This window comes from Dyella sp. A6, from assembly GCF_036320485.1.
GTDB lineage: Bacteria > Pseudomonadota > Gammaproteobacteria > Xanthomonadales > Rhodanobacteraceae > Rhodanobacter_A > Rhodanobacter_A aluminiiresistens.
In genome coordinates this window covers 771,965-791,481 of sequence record NZ_CP132911.1, presented here as the reverse complement: position 1 = coordinate 791,481, position 19,517 = coordinate 771,965, and the positions used below count along the sequence as shown (strand labels likewise).

Here is a 19,517-nt window from a genome sequence, read left to right as displayed (position 1 = left end):
GAACGCCCGGGCCTCCTGCCCGGGCGTTTTTCATTGCACCGCCGACACCGCGCCCTTACCGCAAAGCCGGGTACCAGGGCGATCCTTGTAGACCGTGGACTCTGCCCTCCGATCGGGATAGCCCATCGCGAGCCCCCTGCCCCCACATCCCCGACATCGCGCTAAGCTGAGCGCGCTGTTTCCACCAGGGGATCAACGTATGACTACGCACCGCTTTGCCGCGGGCTGGAAGCCTGCGCTCCTTGCCCTCCTGCTCTGCCTCGGCGGCAGCCTGCAGGCCACGGACGCACCGTCGACTGCCAAGTACCCTGACTATCCCAGCGAAACACCGGCGCACTTCAAGCCGTCCACCAGCAGCTTCGACTACACCGAACGCGACGTGATGATTCCGATGCGCGACGGCGTGAAGCTGTACACGGTGATCCTGATTCCGAAGGGCGCAAAACACGTCGGCATCGTGCTGACGCGCACACCCTACGACGCACACGCACTGACCCACCACATGCTCAGCGGCCATCTCGGCCCGATGCTGGAGGGCTACGACAACGCCACCGACGTGATCGTGGAGGACGGCTACATCCGCGTGATCCAGGACATCCGCGGCAAGTACCGCTCGCAGGGCGACTACGTGATGAACCGCCCGATCCACGGCCCGCTGAACCCCACGCCCGTGGATGATGCCACCGACACCTACGACACCATCGACTGGCTGGTGAAGCACATTCCGCAGTCGAACGGCCGGGTGGTCACCATCGGCATCTCCTACGACGGTTTCGAGCCGCTGATGTCGCTGATCCATCCAAATCCCGCGTTGAAGGCGGCGATACCGATGAACCCGATGGTGGATGGCTGGATGGGCGACGACTGGTTCCACCACGGCGCCTTCCGCGAACAGAACATGAGTTACATCTACGAGCAGGAAGCCAGCCGCGACAACAGCGACCTGTGGTGGACCAACTACCACGACGAATACGACCTGTTCATGCACTACGTGTCGGCCGGCGCCCTGGGGCGCGCCTATGGCATGCAGCAGCTCGGCTTCTGGAACAAGCTGGTCGCCAACCCTGCCTACGATGCGTTCTGGCGCGACCAGGCGGTGGACAAGGTGCTCGCCAAACAGCCGCTCAAGGTGCCGGTGATGCTGGTGCACAGCCTGTGGGACCAGGAGGACATCTACGGCGCGCTGGCGGTGTACCGGGCGATCAAGCCGAAAGACACCAGCGGCAACATGGTGAAGCTGGTGATGGGTCCGTGGCATCACGGCCAGGAAATCGAGAACGGCAGCTCGCTGGGTGCGATCCGCTTCGGCAGCGACACCGCCAAATACTTCCGCGAGCACATCCTGCGGCCGTTCCTGGCGCAATACCTCAAGGACGGTGCCCCGAAGGCCAACCTCGCGCCGGTCACCGCCTTCCAGACCGGCACCAATCGCTGGCAGCGGCTGAACCGCTGGCCGATCTCCTGCGACAGCGGCTGCCCGGACAAGAGCCGTGCGCTGTATCTCGAGCCGGGCATGAAGCTTGGCTTCAACGCCCCCAAGGGCGGACCCGCCTACGACGAGTACATCTCCGACCCGGCACATCCGGTGCCGTTCCGTGCACGACCGATCCAGCCGATCGGCTACAGCAACGGTCTGACCTGGTCGCAATGGCTGGTGGACGACCAGCGCGAGGCCTCCGGTCGTACCGACGTGCTCACCTACGAATCAAGCGTGCTGACCCGACCCCTGACCATCGCCGGCGTACCGGTGGTGCATCTGGTTGCCTCCACCAGCGGAACCGACAGCGATTGGGTGGTGAAGCTGATCGACGTCTACCCCGATCAGGTAGCGGCACAACCTGAAATGGGCGGTTACCAGTTGCCGATCTCGATGGATATTTTCCGCGGCCGCTATCGCACCGGCTATGACAAGCCCGAGCCGCTGACGCCCAACAAGCCGCTGACCTACCGCTTCGACCTGCCGGCGGCCAATCACGTGTTCCTGCCCGGTCACCGCATCATGGTGCAGGTGCAGTCCAGCTGGTTCCCGCTGTACGACCGCAACCCGCAGACGTTCGTGCCCAACATCTTCTGGGCCAAGCCCGCGGACTACGTGAAAGCCACCCAGCGGATCTACCACGCACCGGGTGAGGCCACCTACATCGACCTGCCGGTAACACCTTAGGCCTGCCGATGCCGCGCACGGCAGCAGCGTACGCGGCATCGCACGGCTTCCACTTCACTGCGGGCCGGGTGTAGAACCGCAGGCACCGCCCTGCCGATCGACACGCCCATGGCCGAGCACGATTTCCTGATACGCCTGGCCGAAGATGACGACGACTTCATCCTCGGCCTGGTACCGCGCTTCACCGCGTTCGAGTTGCCTCCCTGGCGCAAGCGGCACGAATGCATCGAAGGCATACAACGCGACATCGCGCTGCACCTGGACGAGGCACCACTCAACAGCTACCTGTTCGTGGCCGAGGATACTGCCGGCAAACGCGTCGGCTTCATCCGCTTGCAGAAGACGCAGGACTTCTTCACCGGCCGCAGCAACTGCCATATCTCCGACCTGGCCGTCGCGCCGGATCACGAGGGCCGCGGCGTGGCACGCGCCCTGCTGGCCCACGCCGAAGAATGGGCACGCGAACATCGCTGCCAGTTGATGACGCTTGCCGTATTCCCCGGCAACGCGCGAGCCCGCGCGCTGTACGAAGCCAGCGGCTACGACACCGATCTGCTGCGGCTGGCCAAGCCGCTGCGCTGAGTACGGCTCAGAAGCTGCGACCGTCTACCTGCACGCGGGTCAGTGCAGCACTATCTACGCCCTCGAGACAACGCACGTTGACTGCCGCCATCGGCTTTCCGTCCGGTGCACTACCCAGGCTGAGAGGCGCACAGCCGCAAGTCGGACAGAAACGGTGCTTGATGACGTGCTTGTGGAACGTGTAGGTGGCCATGTCCGCCTCGGGCGTGGCCAGCGACAGCTGTTCGCGCGACACGAACCACAGCAGGAATCCCTTGCGGCTACAGTGCGAACAGTTGCACTCGTGGACCCTTTCCAGCTCGCCTTCGACATCGAACGCGATGCGGCCGCAGTGACAGCTTCCGTGATACCGCATGCCCCTTCTCCCTCCGGGTGTAGGCGAAGAGTCTGAGTCAGGCATGAGCCATTGTCACGTCGTGGCGTAAAGTCGTCGCGCAAACAGGAAGGGCGGCCAATGGCCGCCCTTCGCATCCACCGGTGCCGCGCGGACGCGGCCTGCCGGAGTTCAGTTTTTGCTGGCGCCTGCGGTGGCTTCAGCCGCTTCGCGCTGATTCAGACGCAGGGTCACGCGGTCGATGTTCGCCAGCGACTGCAGGTGCGCGTAGATCCAGCCGAGAACGCCAGACTTGAGGAACTCGTGCGTGGTCTTCTCGTCCAGCTGCAGCAGCTTGTCCTCGCTGACCACAAACAGGCCGTTGAGGTTGATCGCGTTGCCGTCTTTCTGCAGCGTGACGGTGCGCGGCTCCAGCAGGTCATGCTTGCGCAGCTGCTCCATGAACCAGTTGGTGCGCGCCGCGTACTGCTGGAACTCACCGAGGAAGTTCACCGCATTGGTCAGCATTTCGCTGTCGGTGCCATCTTCCTTGAACAGGCGCTCGCCCTCGTTGGTATCGAAACCCTCGTAGGCTTCGTCCAGGAACACCGCAAAGTCATCGCCCTCGCTGTCGGCCGGCTTCTCGGCCAGAACAAACGGATAGCGACGGATGAAGGCCGGGATGTAGGTGTTCGGCGCCCACTGCCCGTCCACGTCCACGAACAGGTTTTCGTCCTGACGCAGGCCAAGCAGCGCCATCGGACCGGCGCTGGCGACATCGTTGCCGCCGAACAGGATCGGCATGTCGCGCGCTGCCATCGGGAATTCCACGCAGGTCAACGGCACGGAATGCACGTTTTGCGCGAACCTCAGGCTCGGCACCGGCTTCAGGCGCAGGTCCTTGTGCTGGGAACGGTTGAGCGGCACCGGGCGCTCGTAGAAAAGAACTTCAGCCACGTCTATTACCTCTGCCCCGCCGTGCCGGGGCCACCACCATCGGCGTCCCCTCCCAAACCCGGCGTCGGGTCTACAGATGAACCCCCACTATATCAGCGCCCGGCCACATGGGCGACCGGGTCGAAAAAAGCCTTTCTGCCTGCCGGGACAGCAGCTTGCATGCGTTTTGCAACACATTTGGTCTATGCTGAGCCCACCGGGCATTGCTGTACCGCTCTTTCGCCGAGGCTGAAGGACGAAACACATGCTGATGGACGCGCCCATCAACGCCGACCTGCACTCGACCCGCGTGCTGTCGCTGGACGCCGCCGGCCGCATCCTTGACTGGATCAGCTGGCAGGATGCGGTCTGCCTGTATGTCCGCGAGGCGGTGGCCTGGACCCTGGGCGATCCCTGCCTCACCGTTCACGGCGGGCACAACCGCGACACCGGCGAGCAGAGCCTGCTGCAGCTGCATCCGATCATCGCCAGCACCGGCCACTGCCGCGATCATGCCATCGACCCCGCACCGGCGCTCACCAACACTGCGCTGTTCGCGCGCGACCGCCACCTTTGCCTTTACTGCGGCAACCACTTCAATCGCGGCGAGCTGACCCGCGACCACGTGCTGCCGGTCTCACGCGGCGGCCGCGACGAATGGGAAAACGTGGTCAGCGCCTGCCTGGCCTGCAATCTGAAGAAAAGCAACCGCACGCCGCAGCAGGCTCACATGCCGCTGCTGGCCGTGCCCTACCGGCCCAGCTGGGTCGAGCACCTGATCCTTTCCAACCGCAACATCCTGGCCGACCAGATGGAATTCCTGGTCAATCACCTGCCGCGCAACCGGCGCGACAAGCTGGCTCACTGATCGCGTTGACTTCGGTGCCGCGGCCTGCCCGCGATGTGCCCGACCACCCGAATCGCCCGTCCAGCATCAGCTGAGGCGACAAACTGTCGCGTTGCTGCCTGTTTCGTACCCGACATACTCTCAGGAGAGGCCCCCGGCTGGCGTTGATCGGCGGCCGCCCCGCTTTGCCGAGACAGAGCAACAGCCCGGACCACCCCTGGCCACGATCACCAGCCCCGCATCGCCATCATTAAGTCACCGTCCGGGCGCAAGTTTTTATCAGTGGCCCTTGCTCCGTGCCCGCCACAGGCCAACAATACGCAGATGATCGATTCCTCGCGCTACCCTCACCTGGCGTCCATCCAGACTCCCGCCGACCTGCGCCACGTTGCCGACGACCAGCTACCTGCGGTCGCCGACGAACTGCGCGCCTACCTGATCGAGTCCGTGGCCAGCTCCGGCGGCCACTTCGGTGCAGGCCTGGGCGTGGTGGAACTGACGGTAGCGCTGCATCACGTGTTCAACACCCCGGACGACCGCCTGGTCTGGGACGTGGGCCACCAGTGCTACCCGCACAAGATCCTCACCGGCCGCCGCGACCGCATCACCACGATCAAGAAGAAGGACGGCCTGGCACCGTTCCCGCGCCGCGAGGAAAGCGAGTACGACACCTTCGGCGTCGGCCACTCGTCCACCTCGATCTCGGCCGCGCTGGGCATGGCCATCGCCAGCCAGCGTCGCGGCGACAAGCGCAAGGTGGTGGCGGTGATCGGCGACGGCGCGATGACCGCCGGCATGGCGTTCGAGGCGCTGAACCACGGCGGCGACGTCGAACCGGACATGCTGGTGGTCTTCAACGACAACGGCATGTCGATCAGCGAAAACGTGGGGGCACTGACCAAGATGGCGGCCCGTGCCATGGCCAGCCGACGCCTGAATGCTGTGCGTGAGCGGGCCAAGCGCGCGATTCCGAAGCAGTCCTATGCCGGCCGCTTCTTCAAGCGCTGGGAAGAACATGCCAAGGGCATGTTCGTGCCCTCGACTTTGTTCGAGGAACTTGGCTTCCACTACACCGGCCCGATCGACGGCCACAACATTCCGCAACTGCTGGCCGCACTGCGCACGGTGAAGAACCTGCCCGGTCCGCAGCTGCTGCATGTGATCACCACCAAGGGCAAGGGTTACGCACCGGCGGAGCAGGCACAGATCGAATACCACGCCGTCGGCCCGTTCGATCCCGAGGCCGGGCTGGTCAAGAAAAGCGCACCGGCCAAACCCAGCTATACCGACATCTTCAGCGACTGGCTGTGCGACATGGCTGCCGCGGACGATCGCCTGATGGGCATCACCCCCGCGATGCGCGAGGGCTCGGGCCTGGTGCGCTTCTCCAAGACCTATCCGGAACGCTATTTCGACGTGGCCATCGCCGAGCAGCATGCGGTCACGCTGGCAGCCGGCATGGCCTGCGAAGGCGCCAAGCCGGTGGTGGCGATCTATTCCACCTTCCTGCAGCGCGCCTACGACCAGGCCATCCACGACGTGGCACTGCAGAATCTGGACGTGACCTTCGCGATCGATCGTGCCGGCGTGGTCGGTCCTGACGGCGCCACCCACGCCGGCAGCTTCGACCTGAGCTTCCTGCGCTGCCTGCCCAACATGATGATCATGGCCCCGGCGGACGAAAACGAGTGCCGTCAGATGCTCACCACCGGCTTCCGGCACGCAGGCCCCGCCGCCATCCGCTATCCACGCGGTACCGGCCCGGGCATCGCGCTGCGCCCGGAACTCGACGCCCTGCCGATCGGCAAGGCCGAACTGCGGCGGCGTGGCCACGGCCTGGCCCTGCTGAGTTTCGGCGCAATGCTGGCACCGGCCGCCACGGTTGCCGCCGAGCTGGACGCCACCCTGGCGAACATGCGCTTCGTGAAACCGCTGGACGAAGCCCTGATCCTGGAACTGGCCAGAACCCACGAAGCCTTCGTCACGCTGGAAGACAACGCCGTCGCCGGCGGCGCCGGTTCAGCGGTGGCCGAGTGCCTGGCCGCACACGGCATCACCCTGCCGGTGCTGCACCTGGGCCTGCCCGACACCTACCTGGAACACGGTAGCCGCGAGGAAGTGCTGAGCATGGCCGGCCTCGACCTGCCCGGCATCCGCCGCGCCATCCGCGCGCGCTTTCCGCACATCGTGGCCACGCAGACCGCCAGCGCGGGATAAGCGCAATCCAGCGCAAGCAAGGCGTTAGCCGCAGGATCCGGCCTGTTATGCCGCAGACCAGCAACCACCGCTGACGCGGTCGCGGCCTTCCAGGTCCTGCGCCGTGAACACCGACGCATAACCGGCTTGGCGCAACAGCGCGCGTGCCAGCTCGCCCTGGTTCCAGCCGTGCTCGAACAGCAGCCATCCGCCTGGCTTCAGCACGTCAAGGGTGTCGTGCACGATGCGCCGGATGTCGTCGAGACCGTCGGTGCCTGAAGCCAGTGCCGAGCGCGGCTCGAAGCGCAGGTCACCCTGTGCCAGATGCGGGTCGTCCGCCTCGATGTAGGGCGGGTTGGAAACGACCAGGTCGAAACGCTCGCCGCGTAGTGGCGCCAGCCAGTCGCCCTGCACGAAGCGCACCTGCGGCAGTTGCAACCGTTGTGCATTGCGCTGCGCGACGGCCAGCGCCGGCGCACTGGCATCGCAGGCGACCACGTGTGCCTGTGGCCGTTCGCATGCGATCGCCAGCGCAATGGCGCCGCTGCCAGTACCCAGGTCGGCCACGCTTGCCGCGGCGTCCAGCGGCAGTCGTTCCAGCGCCAGCTCGACCAGCCGCTCGGTTTCCGGCCGCGGAATCAGTGTCGCCGGGCTGACCTCCAGTTCCAGGGTCCAGAAGCCTCGATACCCGGTGAGGTAGGCCACCGGTTCACCCGCCAGACGACGCTGTACCAGGGCCGCATACGCATCGATGGCGGCCGCATCCAGCCGTTCGTCCGCGTGCGCGAACAGCCAACTGCGCGGCTTGCCCAGCACATGCAGTAGCAGCAGTTCGGCGTCGATCCGTTCGCCAAGCGCCTGCGCGGCACTCGCCAGCAGCGAACGCACGTCCGGCGTGGATGGAAGGCCTGTCACGCAATGTCCCCGAAAACGGCAAGTGGCCGGCAGTGTAGGACGCAGGGCCACGGACGAAAACGCCGGGCAGCGGTCGCTGCCCGGCGTCGTTCCCGCAACCCCGGACGATCAGCGCGTGATCGTGTCCGGGTTCTGCTTGGCCTTCAGGGCTGCGCACAGCAGACCGCTTTCGCTGGTCTGTGCCAGGCCGCGGGCGGCGCCCGGGGCATCGTTCACGCGTGGCTTGAAGAACGCCTGCAGGCGATCCACCTCAGCCGTGGAGCAGCTGCCGCCGGCTGCGATCAGCGGCAGGTAGCCACCGGCGAAGCTGCCGGTGCGGGCAAGCACCTGCGGGTAATGCGCGGTGAACCAGTGCCACAGCGCATCACGACCGGCACGGGTGTCACGACCGCCACGCAGGATCGAAGCCATCTCGCCCACCTTAACCGACTTGCTCAGCGCGAAATCGCGGGCCTCGTCGGCCAGCGCCGGCTTCTGCGCCTTGCTGAGGGCCGACAGCATGCTGTTGCGCAGTGCCGGGTCGGTGGTCTTGGGCAGCACCGCGATCAGGGTATCGACGACCGGCTTGCCGTGCGCCTGCACCGCCATGCCCAGCGCGTCGCCCAGCAGGTCCGGGTTCGCCGCGGCGAAGTCCAGGCTGCCGTCGGCCTTGCGCTTGAGCACCGCCTCGCCCTGCTTGAGCAGGGCTGCGCGTACCTGCGGCACGTCGAAGTCGAACGCCAGCGCGCCTGCCAGCTTGCTGCGCAGCAGTGCGTCGCTGTCCGATTCGCCCGGCTTGCGCATGTAGCCGAGCTGTTCGAGGCGCGGCAGGTAGGCGTGCTCGATCCACTGGCGGATATGCGCGCGCTGGGCGTCGGTCACCGCTTCGTGCTGATAGATCCAGGTGACCAGGCTGATCGGCGAGGTCGCCACTTCACGCGTCTTCGAATGCGTCAGCGGCTGCAGCGCCATCAGCGCCTGGCCGGCATCCAAGTCGCCGCGCTTGAAGCTGGCGCCGATCGCGTCGGCATAGGCCAGCTGCTCGGTGTCGCTGAGCTTGTCGACGTGGCGGCTCAGCGCGGCCAGCGCCGACTTGTCGAGGCTGAAGCGGTAGTAGCCGCGGCCATCGGCGTTCGGCATGACCCAGGTCGATGGCGTGGCGCCGGCCAGCACCATCGAGCCGGTCGCCTTGTCCAGCATGTCGCAGGCCACCTTGCTGCCGCCGGCCACACCGTAGCGTACGCACACCGGGATACCCCAGATGCGATGGCTGTTGCCGGTACTGCCGAGCGGCAGGTAACGACTTTGCTTCAGCTCCAGCACGGTCTTGCCGTCCTTGTGCTCCAGCTTCGTCTGCACGTACGGCACGCCGGACTGGTTGAGGAAGCTCTTGAATGCGTTCTTGAACACCTGGCCCTTGCCGGCTGCCTGGGCGATCGCGTTGACCAGGTCGTCGGCATCGGCATTGCCGAACTTGTGCGCCTGGATGTAGGCGCGCATGCCCTTGCGGAAGGTCTTGTCGCCGACGTAGGCCTCGAACATGCCGAGCACCGCCGCGCCCTTCATGTAGGTAATGCCGTCGAACGCGGTCATGATGTCGCCGTTGCCGGTAATCGGCTGGCGGATCTCGCGCGCGCTGACCAGGCTGTCGTTGTTCATCGCACCCTCGGCGCCCAGCACGCGATCGAGATCAGCGCGGTATTCCGGGTGCAGCTTCATGGTGACCTTCTGCTGCATCCAGGTGGCGAAGGCCTCATTGAGCCAGATGTCGTTCCACCACTTCATGGTGACGGTGTCGCCGGTCCACTGGTGCGCCAGCTCATGCGCGGTGTCGTTGAACGAGCCGCGCACGTCGCGTGCCGGCGAATCCGGGTCCAGCAGCAGCAGCCAGTCACGGAAGGTGACCAGGCCCGGATTCTCCATCGCACCGGCGGAGAAGTCGGGAGCGGCGAGCAGGTCGAGCTTGTCCCACGGATAACCGAAGGCGTAGTAGTTCTCCAGCGTGTGGATGATCGCCGGCGTCTCGCCCAGGATGTGCTTCATGCGGTGTGCCTGGCCGGCGGCGGCGATACCGCGCAGGCGCAGCGGCTTGCTGCGGTACGCATCCGGCGAGATCACCGGGCCGCTCACGATGTCCCACGGACCGACCGCGAACGCCACCAGATAGGTCGGCAGCGGCTTGGTCTGGGCGAAGGTCAGGGTCTTCCAGCCCTTGCCGGCGGGAACATCCTTCACCTGCTTGGTATTGGCCACGCCGACCAGCGTGTCGGGGATGGTCAGGCTGATGTCGAACGGCGTCTTGAACGAGGGCTCGTCGAACCCGGGAAAGGCGAAGCGGGCGCTGATCGGTTCCATCTGCGTCATCGCATACGGATGACCGGCATAGACGACCTTGTACAGACCCTGCAATTGCTGGTTCAGCGGCGCGGTGTAGTCGAAGGTCAGGGTCAGCTGCTGCGGCTTCAGCGTGCTGCCGAAGTCCACCCGCGACACGCCGGTCTTGGGCGACACCGCCTCGTACTTGCCCTGATGCACCTTGCCCGACGCGTCGGTGATGGTCACCTTGCTGACGTGCAGGTCCTGGCCGTCCAGCCACACGTAGTCGGATGCCTTCTTCAGGTCCACCCGGATGGTGGTGGTACCCGCGAAGTCCTGCTTGGCGGGATCGACCTTGAACGCGATGTGATAGGACTCGGGCATCGCCCAGCGCGGCAGCCGGCCCTGCGGGGCCTGATTCGTGCCAGCGGCGAGAGCGGAACCGCAGGCGGCGGCCAGGGCAGTAAGAAGGAGCGGACGGACGAAGCGACGCATGGCGATCTTCCCGAAGTTGCAGACAATCGCCCAAGCTATGTCCGGCATGACGTCAGGCACAGTGCCAGAAGGCACGGATCACCCCGTGCATGCCAATCCAGCCAACCGCTTGCTAGGATGGGGTCGTCATCGCACGGGAAGGAATCCCATGAGTTCAGGCCGAGCCTCCGGCACCGGTTCGCACGCACTGCAGATCGCGGTGCTCGAGGACGACGTCGAGCTGCGCGACGCCGTGTTGCTGCCGGCGCTGCGCGACTACGGCTTTGCCGTGACCGGCGCCGGCCTGGCTGCCGAACTGTACCGGCACATGATCTCGCATCAGTTCGACATCGTGGTACTGGACATGGGCCTGCCCGATGAAGACGGTCTCAGCGTGGCGCGTTATCTGCGCTCGGCCTCGACCCATATCGGCCTGATCATGCTCACCGGCAGCCGCGAGAAGAACGACCGCATCCGCGCGCTGCAGGAGAGCGTCGATGCCTTCCTGAGCAAACCGGTGGACGTCGACGTGCTCGCAGCCACCCTGCACAGTCTGGCCCGTCGCCTGCAGGCACCCGCGCCCTCCTCCGCCGGACGCGCCATGAGCCATGCCGGCTGGCACCTCGAAGCCGATGGCTGGCGCCTGATTGCGCCGAACGACAGCATCGTGGCACTGACCGCTCCGGAACAATGCGTGCTCACCACACTGATGGCCCGGATGGGCGAACCGGTGTCACGCGAAACGCTGATCGAAGCGCTGACCGACGACATCTACGATTTCGATCCGCATCGTCTCGAGATGATGATCCATCGCCTGCGGCGCAAGGCGCGGGAGCAGACCGGCGAGCCATTGCCGCTGCTCACGGCCCGCGGCACCGGTTATCTGTTCGCGGCGGGTGAGAGCATCGCCTGAGTCGCGACATCCTGCCCGGCCTGTTGCTCTGCGAGCGGAATCATCATGACGAAGGTGGTGCCCTTGCCGACGATGCTGCGCACGCTGATGCCGCCTCCGGTGGCGTCCAGCACGTCATGTACGACTGACAGGCCCAGCCCGGTTCCGCTGCCGACCGGCTTGGTGGTGTAGAACGGCTCGAAGATGTGCTCCAGGCGTCCCGGCGCGATACCTACGCCGTTGTCGGACAGTTCGATCAGAACCTGATCCCTGCCGCGCCGGACGACGATGTCGAAGTCGCCGCCGTCAGGCATCGCATCGCGGGCATTGGAGGCGACGCTGAGCAGGATCAGTTCGAGCTGGGCACGATCCATGGCAACCATGCTGGGTTCCTCGGGCTGCTCGATCGACATCCGGATATGCGCGCCGAACAGCTGCTTCATCATCGGGCAGACCGTTTGCATGATCTCGCGCAGGTCCAGCAGCTCCACCCGCGTGACATCGTGCCGGCTGAAACCCAGCAGTTGCCGGCTGATCATCGCGGCCCGCTCGGCCGCCGCGTGAATGCCCGCCATCGCATTGACCAGCGGGGCCACGCCGCCATCGGCAAGGCGTTCACGGCGAGCCGTATAGCCGAGGATCACGCCGAGAATGTTGTCGAAATCGTGTGCCACGCCACTGGCGACGCGGCCGACCGCCTCCATCTTCTGCGCATGCACCAGGTGCTCCATCGTGCGCTCGCGTTCGACCATCTCGTGCTGCAGTTGCCGGTTAGTGCGCTCGAGCTGCTCGCCACGCGCTTCCGACACCGCCAGCGTTTCACGCAGCGCACCGATCGCCCGGTCCAGCACCAGCGCCACAGCGAGATAGCTGATCTCCACGGTCGGCCTGAAACTCAACTTCCAGTGCACCACTCCGGCATGGATGTCTCTCCAGGCATCGGACAGCGTGCCCAGCCCGAACCACAGCATCAGAATGCCGAACACTGTCCACAGCGCACGGCGCCCCAGCATCAGGCCTGCAAGGCCGAGCAACAGCAGCGGAAACGGATCGAGGTATAAGCGCCTCAACCCGATCACCGTATAGGCGAGCAGGCCGCTCGCCAGCATCACGCCGAGAAACAGGCTCACGCCCTTGCGAAATTCACCGCGGCGGACGAAGAAAAGACTGACCCAGGCCGCGACCACGATCATCACGTCGGTGAACGCATCGACGAACATCACCAGGTTGCTCAGCGCCGCACGAAATTCGGGCTGCGAGAACATCACGACCTTGTTCACTGCCGCAAAGCAGCCCACGCAGATCAGCAATAGCTGCACGAGTGGAGCATTGCGCCGGTCGACCGGATCCTGGATCGGCGCCCTGCCGAGCCAATCCACAGCGCGTGCCCACACCTGTTTGATCACTGAAACATAGCCTGTTTCAACCATTTGGCGGTTATACGACGGGACATTTACGTGAGCAAGCGTGAGGTTCCGTCAGCTTTGAAAGAAAGCGTTGTTTTGCGTGCGTGACTCCCCGCGCCCCACTCACCGAAGCTCCTTCCATGGCCTTTCGGCCACACCAATCCGGATGCCGCCCCGCAGGCGTCGTGCCTCCCGGAACCAGTGGGGGAATCCGCTTTAGATCAGATCAGGGCTCGCGCCGTCGTCTTCATCACGCGTCATGGGGAGAACGAAGAAATGAACACGATCTACAGCAAGATCTGGAATCGATCGCTGGGTGCCCTGGTTGTGGCATCCGAGTTCGCCCGTGGCAGCGGCAAGGGCCGTCGTGGGGTGATCTCACGTCGCGGCGCCACGATGGTCCTGAGCCTGGCCCTGCTGCCACTGGCTACCCATGCCGAAGTCTGCTTCGGCACCTTCGCTACCGGCATGGCTCCGACCGCTGTCGGCAGCTCCCTGGCTTGCGGTGCCGTCGCTGCCGCCACCGGTGACTACGCCACTGCCATCGGCAACAAGAGCCTGGCTATCGGCAACCACAGCAGCGCCTTCGGCTACCGCGCCCAGGCCAGCAGCAACGGCAGTACGGCGCTGGGCGACGGCAGCAATGCCATGGCCAACAACAGCGTGGCGCTGGGCCGCGGCTCGGTGGCCAACGAAGCCAACACCGTCTCGGTCGGCAAGGCCGGCCACGAACGCCGTATCACCAACGTCGCCGACGGCGTGAATGCACATGACGCCGTGAACGTCGAGCAACTCGACGCGGTCGCGGCCCAGGCCAGCAGTGACCTGACCAACGCCACCCGTTACTTCAAGGCCACCGGCAAGAGCGACGGCACCGACGACGCCCAGGCGCTCGGCATCAATTCCGTGGCGGTCGGCGCCAAAGCCCACACCACCGACGGCTCCCATGGCAGCACCGTCGTCGGCTATGGCAGCCATACCGATGGCAACTCCGGCTCGGCCTTCGGCAACAACGCTTTTGCCAGCGGCAACTCCTCGACCTCGATGGGTGCCAACGCGATCTCTGCTGGAGGCTCTGCCACGGCAGTCGGCGCGAATGCCATTGCTTATGGCCTGGGCAACCTCGCTGTGGGCGATGGCGCCTTCTCCTATAGCGAAGGCGGCGCGACCACTGCCATCGGCACCGCATCGGATGCCGAAGCCGATGGCGCGACAGCGGTCGGCGCTGAGGCTGTCTCCTATGGTGCCGGCAGCGTTTCGCTCGGCCGTCAGGCCGGTGCCGGTGGCACCGCCAGCACGGCGGTCGGCGCCCGCAGCATGGCCGTGGCCGACTACACCACCACCATGGGTGGCTACAGCGTCGCTTCCGGCGAAGGCAGCACCAGCGTAGGCAGCTTCAGTCAGGCGATCGGTGCGCGCAGCACCGGCGTTGGCACCTTCAGTACCGCGGTCGGCGAGCACAGCGTGGCCGTGGGCGAATACGCTGCGGCACTCGATGACAGCAGCATCGCCATCGGCGGTCATACCTGGAACGACACCAACGGCAACGGTCTACCCGACCCAGGCGAGGCAACTGTAGCCAGCGGCCAGGGTGCGATCGCGCTGGGCTCACTGGCCAGCGCCAGCGGCACAGGCGCGCAGGCCGTCGGCTACATGAGTCAGGCCGTAGGCGACGACGCCACCGCCAGCGGCGACTCCAGCTCGGCCTCCGGCCACGGCAGCACTGCCACCGGCGCCAGCAGCATCGCTGCCGGCGAACAGGCTACCGCCGAAGGCAACATGGCCTACGCCGGTACCGACTACGGCACGGCCCTGGGTTCGGCCAGCTTTGCCCTGGGCACCGGGGCCTCGGCACTGGGCAGCGGCGCCACCGCACTCGGCGACTTCAGCACCGCCACCGGCTACGACGCCACCGCCAGCGGCAACGACAGCGCCGCCTACGGCGAGAACGCCATGGCCCTGGGCAACGCCAGCAATGCCAGCGGCTTCGGTGCTACCGCCAGCGGCGACAACAGCATCGCCATCGGCACCAACGCCATGGCCGACTATGCCAACGGCCTCGCCGTCGGTCTCAACTCGCATGCCCTCTACGACGGCATCGCGATGGGCGCCAACGCGACCTCCAACGGGGCCACCGCCACCGCGATCGGCTTCCACTCCAACGCCGCCGGCGCCATGAGTACCGCCATCGGTGGCCAGAACACCCAGACCAACGGTGCCTATGCCACCGCGCTGGGTTCGTGGGCGATCGCCAACGGCTTGGCCGCCACCGCCGTCGGCTACGGCGCCTATGCCGTGCGCGAATCGGCAGCCTTCGGTGACAACGCTTCGGCCAGCGCCGGCAATGCGACCGCAATCGGCCCGGGCGCCCGCGCCAGCGGCATCGCCAGCGTCGCCATCGGTGGCCAGGCCTCGTTCTTCGGCGGCCCCGCCTATGCCAGCGGCCTGCACGGCACCGCCGTCGGCTCCGGCACCTCCGTCACCGGCACCGATGGCGTGGCGCTGGGCGTCGATGCGACCAGCACCGCGGCCAAGGGCACCGCGCTGGGCGGCAAATCGCTGGCCGGCAAGGACGCCAATAGCCTGACCGATGCCCTCAACACCACCGCCGTCGGCAACGACGCCTGGGCCACCGAGAACAACGCCAGCGTGCTCGGCTACAACAGCTATGCCCAGGCCGAGAACGCCACCGTGCTCGGCTCCAACGCCTGGACCACCAAGGACGCCAGCAACAGCGTCGCCCTCGGTGCCGGCTCGCTCGCCGACCGCGCCAACACCGTCTCGGTCGGCGCTGCCACCAGTTGGCAGGACGCCTCCGGTACCACCCACGCCGCCATCGACCGCCAGATCACCAATGTCGCTGCAGGCACCGAAGGCACCGATGCGGTGAACAAGGCGCAGCTCGACACCGTGGCCAGTGTGGCCGGCGCTACCGATGCCTCGGCGGTCAAGTACGACGACGCCAGCAAGGCCAGTGTGACCCTGGCCGGTACCAGCGGCACCGTAATCGGCAACGTGGCGGACGGCGAAGTGAGCGCCACCAGCAAGGAAGCGGTGAACGGCAGCCAGCTCCACAGCACCAACGAGAACGTGGCGCAAAACACCACCGACATCGCCACCAACACGGCCAGTATCAGCACCATCAACGACACCGCGGTGTTCTACACCGATACCAGCCGGACGGCAGTAGCCTTGGGCGACGGTTCGACCCCGGTGACAGTGAGCAACGTGGCCGCCGGCACCAAGGACACCGATGCCGTCAACGTGGCGCAGCTGAAGCAGACCGGCCTGGTGGACGACAAGGGCCATACGCTGAGTGCGGTGACCTATGACAGCACCGATCTCGCCCAGGTGACCTTCGGTGGCGCAAACGGCACGGTACTGACCAATGTCGCAGCGGGTACCCATGCCGACGAGGCAGTGAACGTGAAGCAGTTCGAGTCGCTGGCCGCCACCATCGGCGGCGGCATCTCGATGGGCGCCAACGGCCTGATCAACACGCCGAACTTCAGCGTGCAGGGCAACACCTACTTCAACGTGGGCGATGCCATGGGTGCGCTGGACAGCGCCTTGTCCGGCGCCATCGACAGCATGACTGCGATGAACGGTCGCCTGGACACGCTCGAGAGCCTCCCGCAACTGAACAACAACGGCGTCCAGTCCGGCCGAGGCAACGGCCTTGCAGTGGGCGGTAACAGCCAGGCGAAGGACACCCGCGACACGGCATTTGGCATCAACGCCAGGATCGATGCCGATGGCAGCACGGCGATCGGCAACAACACCAGCATCGCCGCCAGCGCCACCAATGCCGTAGCCGTGGGCGCCGACAGCTCGGTGTCCAATGCCTCCGGCACCGCCATCGGCCAGGCTGCCTCGGTTACCGCAGACAACGCGGTAGCACTGGGCGCCCACTCGGTGGCCGACCGCGCCAACACCGTGTCGGTGGGTGCCGCTGGCAGCGAGCGGCAGATCACCAATGTGGCTGCGGGCACCCAGGCTACCGACGCGGTCAACAAGAGCCAGCTCGACAGCGCTACTTCGGAGGCGATCTCCACCGCTCAGAGCTATGCCGACAGCGGCGACCAGAAGACCCTGAGCAGCGCCAACGCCTATACCGACAGCAAGCTTTCCGGCCTGGTCAGCAGCGACAACTTCGATGCCTTCCGCAGTTCGGTCAACAACCAGTTCCACACCGTCAACACCCGTCTGGACCGGGTCGGGGCGATGGGCTCGGCGATGGCCGGCATGGCCGGTGCGATCGCTGCCGCCCCGAACACCGACAACCGCGTGAGTGCGGCGGTCGGCGGCTACCACGGCCAGGGAGCACTCGCGGTCGGCTACGCCCATCGCTTGCCGGGCAACGGTGCAGTGCTGATCGGCGGCTCGGTGGCCGGCGGCGGCGAGTCGACTGCCAGCGTCGGCGTCAGTTTCGGCTGGTAACCCCAGCCACCAGGCGGGATGCCTGAACCAGGTTCCGGCGCCACCACGCCCCATGTGGGAACGCCGGGAGCCGAACCGAGATGGCCCTATCCATCCATCAACTTTATCGGGGAAACACATGTCTACGACTCGTTCGCTTCACATATGCCTGCTCGCATCGGCCCTGCTGATGGCGATGCCGTTTGCCCATGCAGCCACCACCAGCACGCCAGCACTGGCCGCCAAGGTCAATCTGCGCACGCTGACCAACTCGCAGCAGTACGACCGCTTCATCGTCACCTACCGCAAGGGCAGCACTGAAAGCACCAGTGGCGCGGCCGTCGCGCAGAACATCCGCGCCGCGGTCAGCCGGGCCGGCTTCGGCATGGCCACCCGCAGCAGCACCGGTGCGGCGGTGCCGGGCATGACGGTGTCGTACATGCGCAAGCTCGCGATGGGCGCCCAACTGGTGCGTACCTCGCGCAAACTGAATGCCAGCGAGGCCGCCACGCTGATGGGGCAGATCGCTGCGGATCCAGCAGTGGCGCATGTCGAGGCCGACGTGATGATGCATCTCGTCCGCGACATCTCCAGCAACACCGTCGTCGCGCCCAGCGACCTTTTCACCGGCGCTCCCAATGACACCTACTACTCGTACCAATGGCATTTCAACAATGCCACCGGCGGTGCGGATGTCGCCAACGCCTGGCCGGTAGCCGATGGCGCGGGCATCATTGTGGCGGTGATCGACACCGGCATCACCGCACACCCGGACATCGACGAGTCGCTGGCCGACGCGGGCTACGACTTCATCACCGACGCCGCGATCTCTGGCCGTACCACCAATGGCCGCGTGGCCGGCGGCTGGGATACCGGCGACTGGACCACGGCAGACGAGTGCGCCAGCGGCAGTCCAGCCAAGAACAGCAGTTGGCATGGCACCCATGTGTCCGGCACCATCGCCGAGCTGACCAACAACAGTACCGGCATGGCCGGCATCGCGCATTCGGCCAAGGTACTGCCGGTTCGTGCACTCGGCCATTGCGGCGGTTACACCTCGGACATCGCGGATGCGATCGAATGGGCCTCCGGCGGTACGGTCTCCGGCGTCCCGGACAACACCAACCCGGCACAGGTGATCAATATGAGCCTGGGCGGCAGCGGCACCTGCTCGGCCAGCGACGTGACCGGCACCGCAATTGCCGATGCCATCGCCCGCGGCACCACGGTGGTGGTCGCTGCCGGCAACAGTGACGTGGATGCATCCACCTTCACCCCAGCCAGCTGCCCGGGCGTGATTACCGTGGCGTCCAACGGCATCACCGGCAAGCGTGCCTTCTACTCGAACTACGGCAACGATGTGACCTTGTCGGCCCCGGGCGGCGGCGTCTACGCCAATGACGCGAGCAGCGGTACCCAGGTGCAGGATGGTTTCGTATGGTCGGCGATCAATAGCGGCACCACGACGCCGGTTAATGCCACCTACGGTGGCATGGCCGGTACCTCGCAGGCCGCCCCACACGTCACCGGTACAGTGGCGATGATTCTCGGCGCGGAAAAAGCCGCAGGCATGCCCCTGTCGACTCCGGCCGAGATCAAGGACATCCTGGTCAACTCCGCGCGAGCCTTTCCGGTGACCGAGGACCAGCCGATCGGCGCGGGCATCCTGGATGCAGCCGCTGCCGTGAATCTTGCGATCAACGGCGGCAGCGGTGGCGGCGTCGATCCCAGTGCCATCACGCTGACCGAAGGCACCGTGCTTTCGGACCAGAGCGGCAGCGCCGGTACCTCGCAGTTGTATGCGCTGACCGTTCCGGCGGGTGCGACCAGGCTCAGTTTGCGCAGTTTCGGCGGCACCGGCAACGTGACCATGTACGTGAAGGCCGGCACGGTCCCGGCAGCAGACGGCAGCGACGCCGACATCACCTCGGCCCGCCCCGGCAACACCGAAACGGCGGTCATCGCGACGCCCACGGCCACCACGTACTACATCCGTATCGTGGGCGTGAGCAACTATGCGGGCCTCAGGCTGCTGGGAACCTACTCGCTCTGAATCCCGACTCGGACACATCTGGTCC

12 protein-coding genes and 2 pseudogenes are annotated in these 19,517 nt (G+C 66.0%); 9 read left to right on the top strand and 5 right to left on the bottom strand.

Annotated elements, in window-relative coordinates; all coding sequences use genetic code 11:
* Nucleotides 1–199 precede the first annotated feature (199 nt).
* Together RA164_RS03260 and RA164_RS03255 are read left to right on the top strand one after the other, a co-directional pair.
* Nucleotides 200–2,164, top strand: a complete 1,965-nt coding sequence (locus RA164_RS03260) for a CocE/NonD family hydrolase (protein ID WP_329742546.1) — start codon at nt 200–202, stop codon at nt 2,162–2,164.
* A 108-nt stretch (nt 2,165–2,272) separates the two neighbouring features.
* A complete protein-coding gene (locus RA164_RS03255) occupies nt 2,273–2,746 on the top strand; it encodes a GNAT family N-acetyltransferase (protein ID WP_329742545.1) in 474 nt (157 codons plus the stop codon).
* Nucleotides 2,747–2,753: 7 nt separating this feature from the next.
* Here RA164_RS03255 and RA164_RS03250 read toward each other — a convergent pair whose 3' ends face one another.
* Together RA164_RS03250 and RA164_RS03245 are read right to left on the bottom strand one after the other, a co-directional pair.
* Nucleotides 2,754–3,101, bottom strand: a complete 348-nt coding sequence (locus RA164_RS03250; RefSeq protein WP_329742544.1) for a GFA family protein — start codon at nt 3,099–3,101, stop codon at nt 2,754–2,756.
* A 150-nt stretch (nt 3,102–3,251) separates the two neighbouring features.
* On the bottom strand, nt 3,252–4,016 hold the full coding sequence (locus RA164_RS03245) for a SapC family protein (protein WP_329742543.1): 765 nt from the start codon (nt 4,014–4,016) through the stop codon (nt 3,252–3,254).
* A 244-nt stretch (nt 4,017–4,260) separates the two neighbouring features.
* On the opposite strand from RA164_RS03245, the gene RA164_RS03240 reads away from it, so the two are divergent.
* Nucleotides 4,261–4,863: an HNH endonuclease gene (locus RA164_RS03240; RefSeq protein WP_329742542.1), complete on the top strand. Its 603-nt coding sequence runs from the start codon at nt 4,261–4,263 to the stop codon at nt 4,861–4,863.
* 303 nt (nt 4,864–5,166) lie between these two features.
* A complete protein-coding gene (gene dxs, locus RA164_RS03235; RefSeq protein WP_329742541.1) occupies nt 5,167–7,059 on the top strand; it encodes a 1-deoxy-D-xylulose-5-phosphate synthase in 1,893 nt (630 codons plus the stop codon).
* A gap of 45 nt (nt 7,060–7,104) precedes the next feature.
* On the opposite strand, the gene prmC is transcribed toward dxs, so the two are convergent.
* Nucleotides 7,105–7,953, bottom strand: coding sequence for a peptide chain release factor N(5)-glutamine methyltransferase (gene prmC / locus RA164_RS03230; protein WP_329742540.1), 849 nt, complete (start codon nt 7,951–7,953; stop codon nt 7,105–7,107).
* A 108-nt stretch (nt 7,954–8,061) separates the two neighbouring features.
* Entirely contained in the window at nt 8,062–10,743 is a 2,682-nt protein-coding gene (locus tag RA164_RS03225; RefSeq protein ID WP_329742539.1) for a M1 family metallopeptidase, read from the bottom strand.
* Nucleotides 10,744–10,891: 148 nt separating this feature from the next.
* On the opposite strand from RA164_RS03225, the gene RA164_RS03220 reads away from it, so the two are divergent.
* Entirely contained in the window at nt 10,892–11,635 is a 744-nt protein-coding gene (locus RA164_RS03220; RefSeq protein WP_329742538.1) for a response regulator transcription factor, read from the top strand.
* Here RA164_RS03220 and RA164_RS03215 read toward each other — a convergent pair.
* Complete coding sequence (locus tag RA164_RS03215; RefSeq protein WP_329742537.1) at nt 11,602–12,933, bottom strand: sensor histidine kinase; 1,332 nt, start codon at nt 12,931–12,933, stop codon at nt 11,602–11,604. The genes RA164_RS03220 and RA164_RS03215 overlap by 34 nt on opposite strands.
* A gap of 363 nt (nt 12,934–13,296) precedes the next feature.
* Here RA164_RS03215 and RA164_RS03210 point away from each other — a divergent pair.
* From RA164_RS03210 to RA164_RS03205, 4 genes and pseudogenes are all read left to right on the top strand, one after another.
* A pseudogene (locus tag RA164_RS03210) lies at nt 13,297–16,464 on the top strand (ESPR-type extended signal peptide-containing protein); the annotation flags it as partial.
* A gap of 231 nt (nt 16,465–16,695) precedes the next feature.
* A pseudogene (locus tag RA164_RS16650) lies at nt 16,696–17,097 on the top strand (YadA family autotransporter adhesin); the annotation flags it as partial.
* Between the two features lie 147 nt (nt 17,098–17,244).
* Entirely contained in the window at nt 17,245–17,460 is a 216-nt protein-coding gene (locus RA164_RS16645) for a YadA-like family protein (RefSeq protein ID WP_459553953.1), read from the top strand.
* 118 nt (nt 17,461–17,578) lie between these two features.
* The gene (locus RA164_RS03205) at nt 17,579–19,492 is read left to right on the top strand and encodes a S8 family serine peptidase (protein WP_329742535.1); all 1,914 of its coding nucleotides are present in this window, start codon (nt 17,579–17,581) and stop codon (nt 19,490–19,492) included.
* Nucleotides 19,493–19,517: the final 25 nt, after the last annotated feature.

Bases quoted from the DNA above. Each gene is read 5' to 3' on its own strand.
- RA164_RS03260 (WP_329742546.1), top strand. From the start codon at position 200: ATGACTACGCACCGCTTTGCCGCGGGCTGGAAGCCTGCGCTCCTTGCC.
- dxs (WP_329742541.1), top strand. From the start codon at position 5,167: ATGATCGATTCCTCGCGCTACCCTCACCTGGCGTCCATCCAGACTCCC.
- RA164_RS03255 (WP_329742545.1), top strand. From the start codon at position 2,273: ATGGCCGAGCACGATTTCCTGATACGCCTGGCCGAAGATGACGACGAC.
- RA164_RS16645 (WP_459553953.1), top strand. From the start codon at position 17,245: ATGGGCTCGGCGATGGCCGGCATGGCCGGTGCGATCGCTGCCGCCCCG.
- RA164_RS03220 (WP_329742538.1), top strand. From the start codon at position 10,892: ATGAGTTCAGGCCGAGCCTCCGGCACCGGTTCGCACGCACTGCAGATC.
- RA164_RS03240 (WP_329742542.1), top strand. From the start codon at position 4,261: ATGCTGATGGACGCGCCCATCAACGCCGACCTGCACTCGACCCGCGTG.
- RA164_RS03225 (WP_329742539.1), bottom strand. From the start codon at position 10,743: ATGCGTCGCTTCGTCCGTCCGCTCCTTCTTACTGCCCTGGCCGCCGCC.
- RA164_RS03205 (WP_329742535.1), top strand. From the start codon at position 17,579: ATGTCTACGACTCGTTCGCTTCACATATGCCTGCTCGCATCGGCCCTG.
- RA164_RS03250 (WP_329742544.1), bottom strand. From the start codon at position 3,101: ATGCGGTATCACGGAAGCTGTCACTGCGGCCGCATCGCGTTCGATGTC.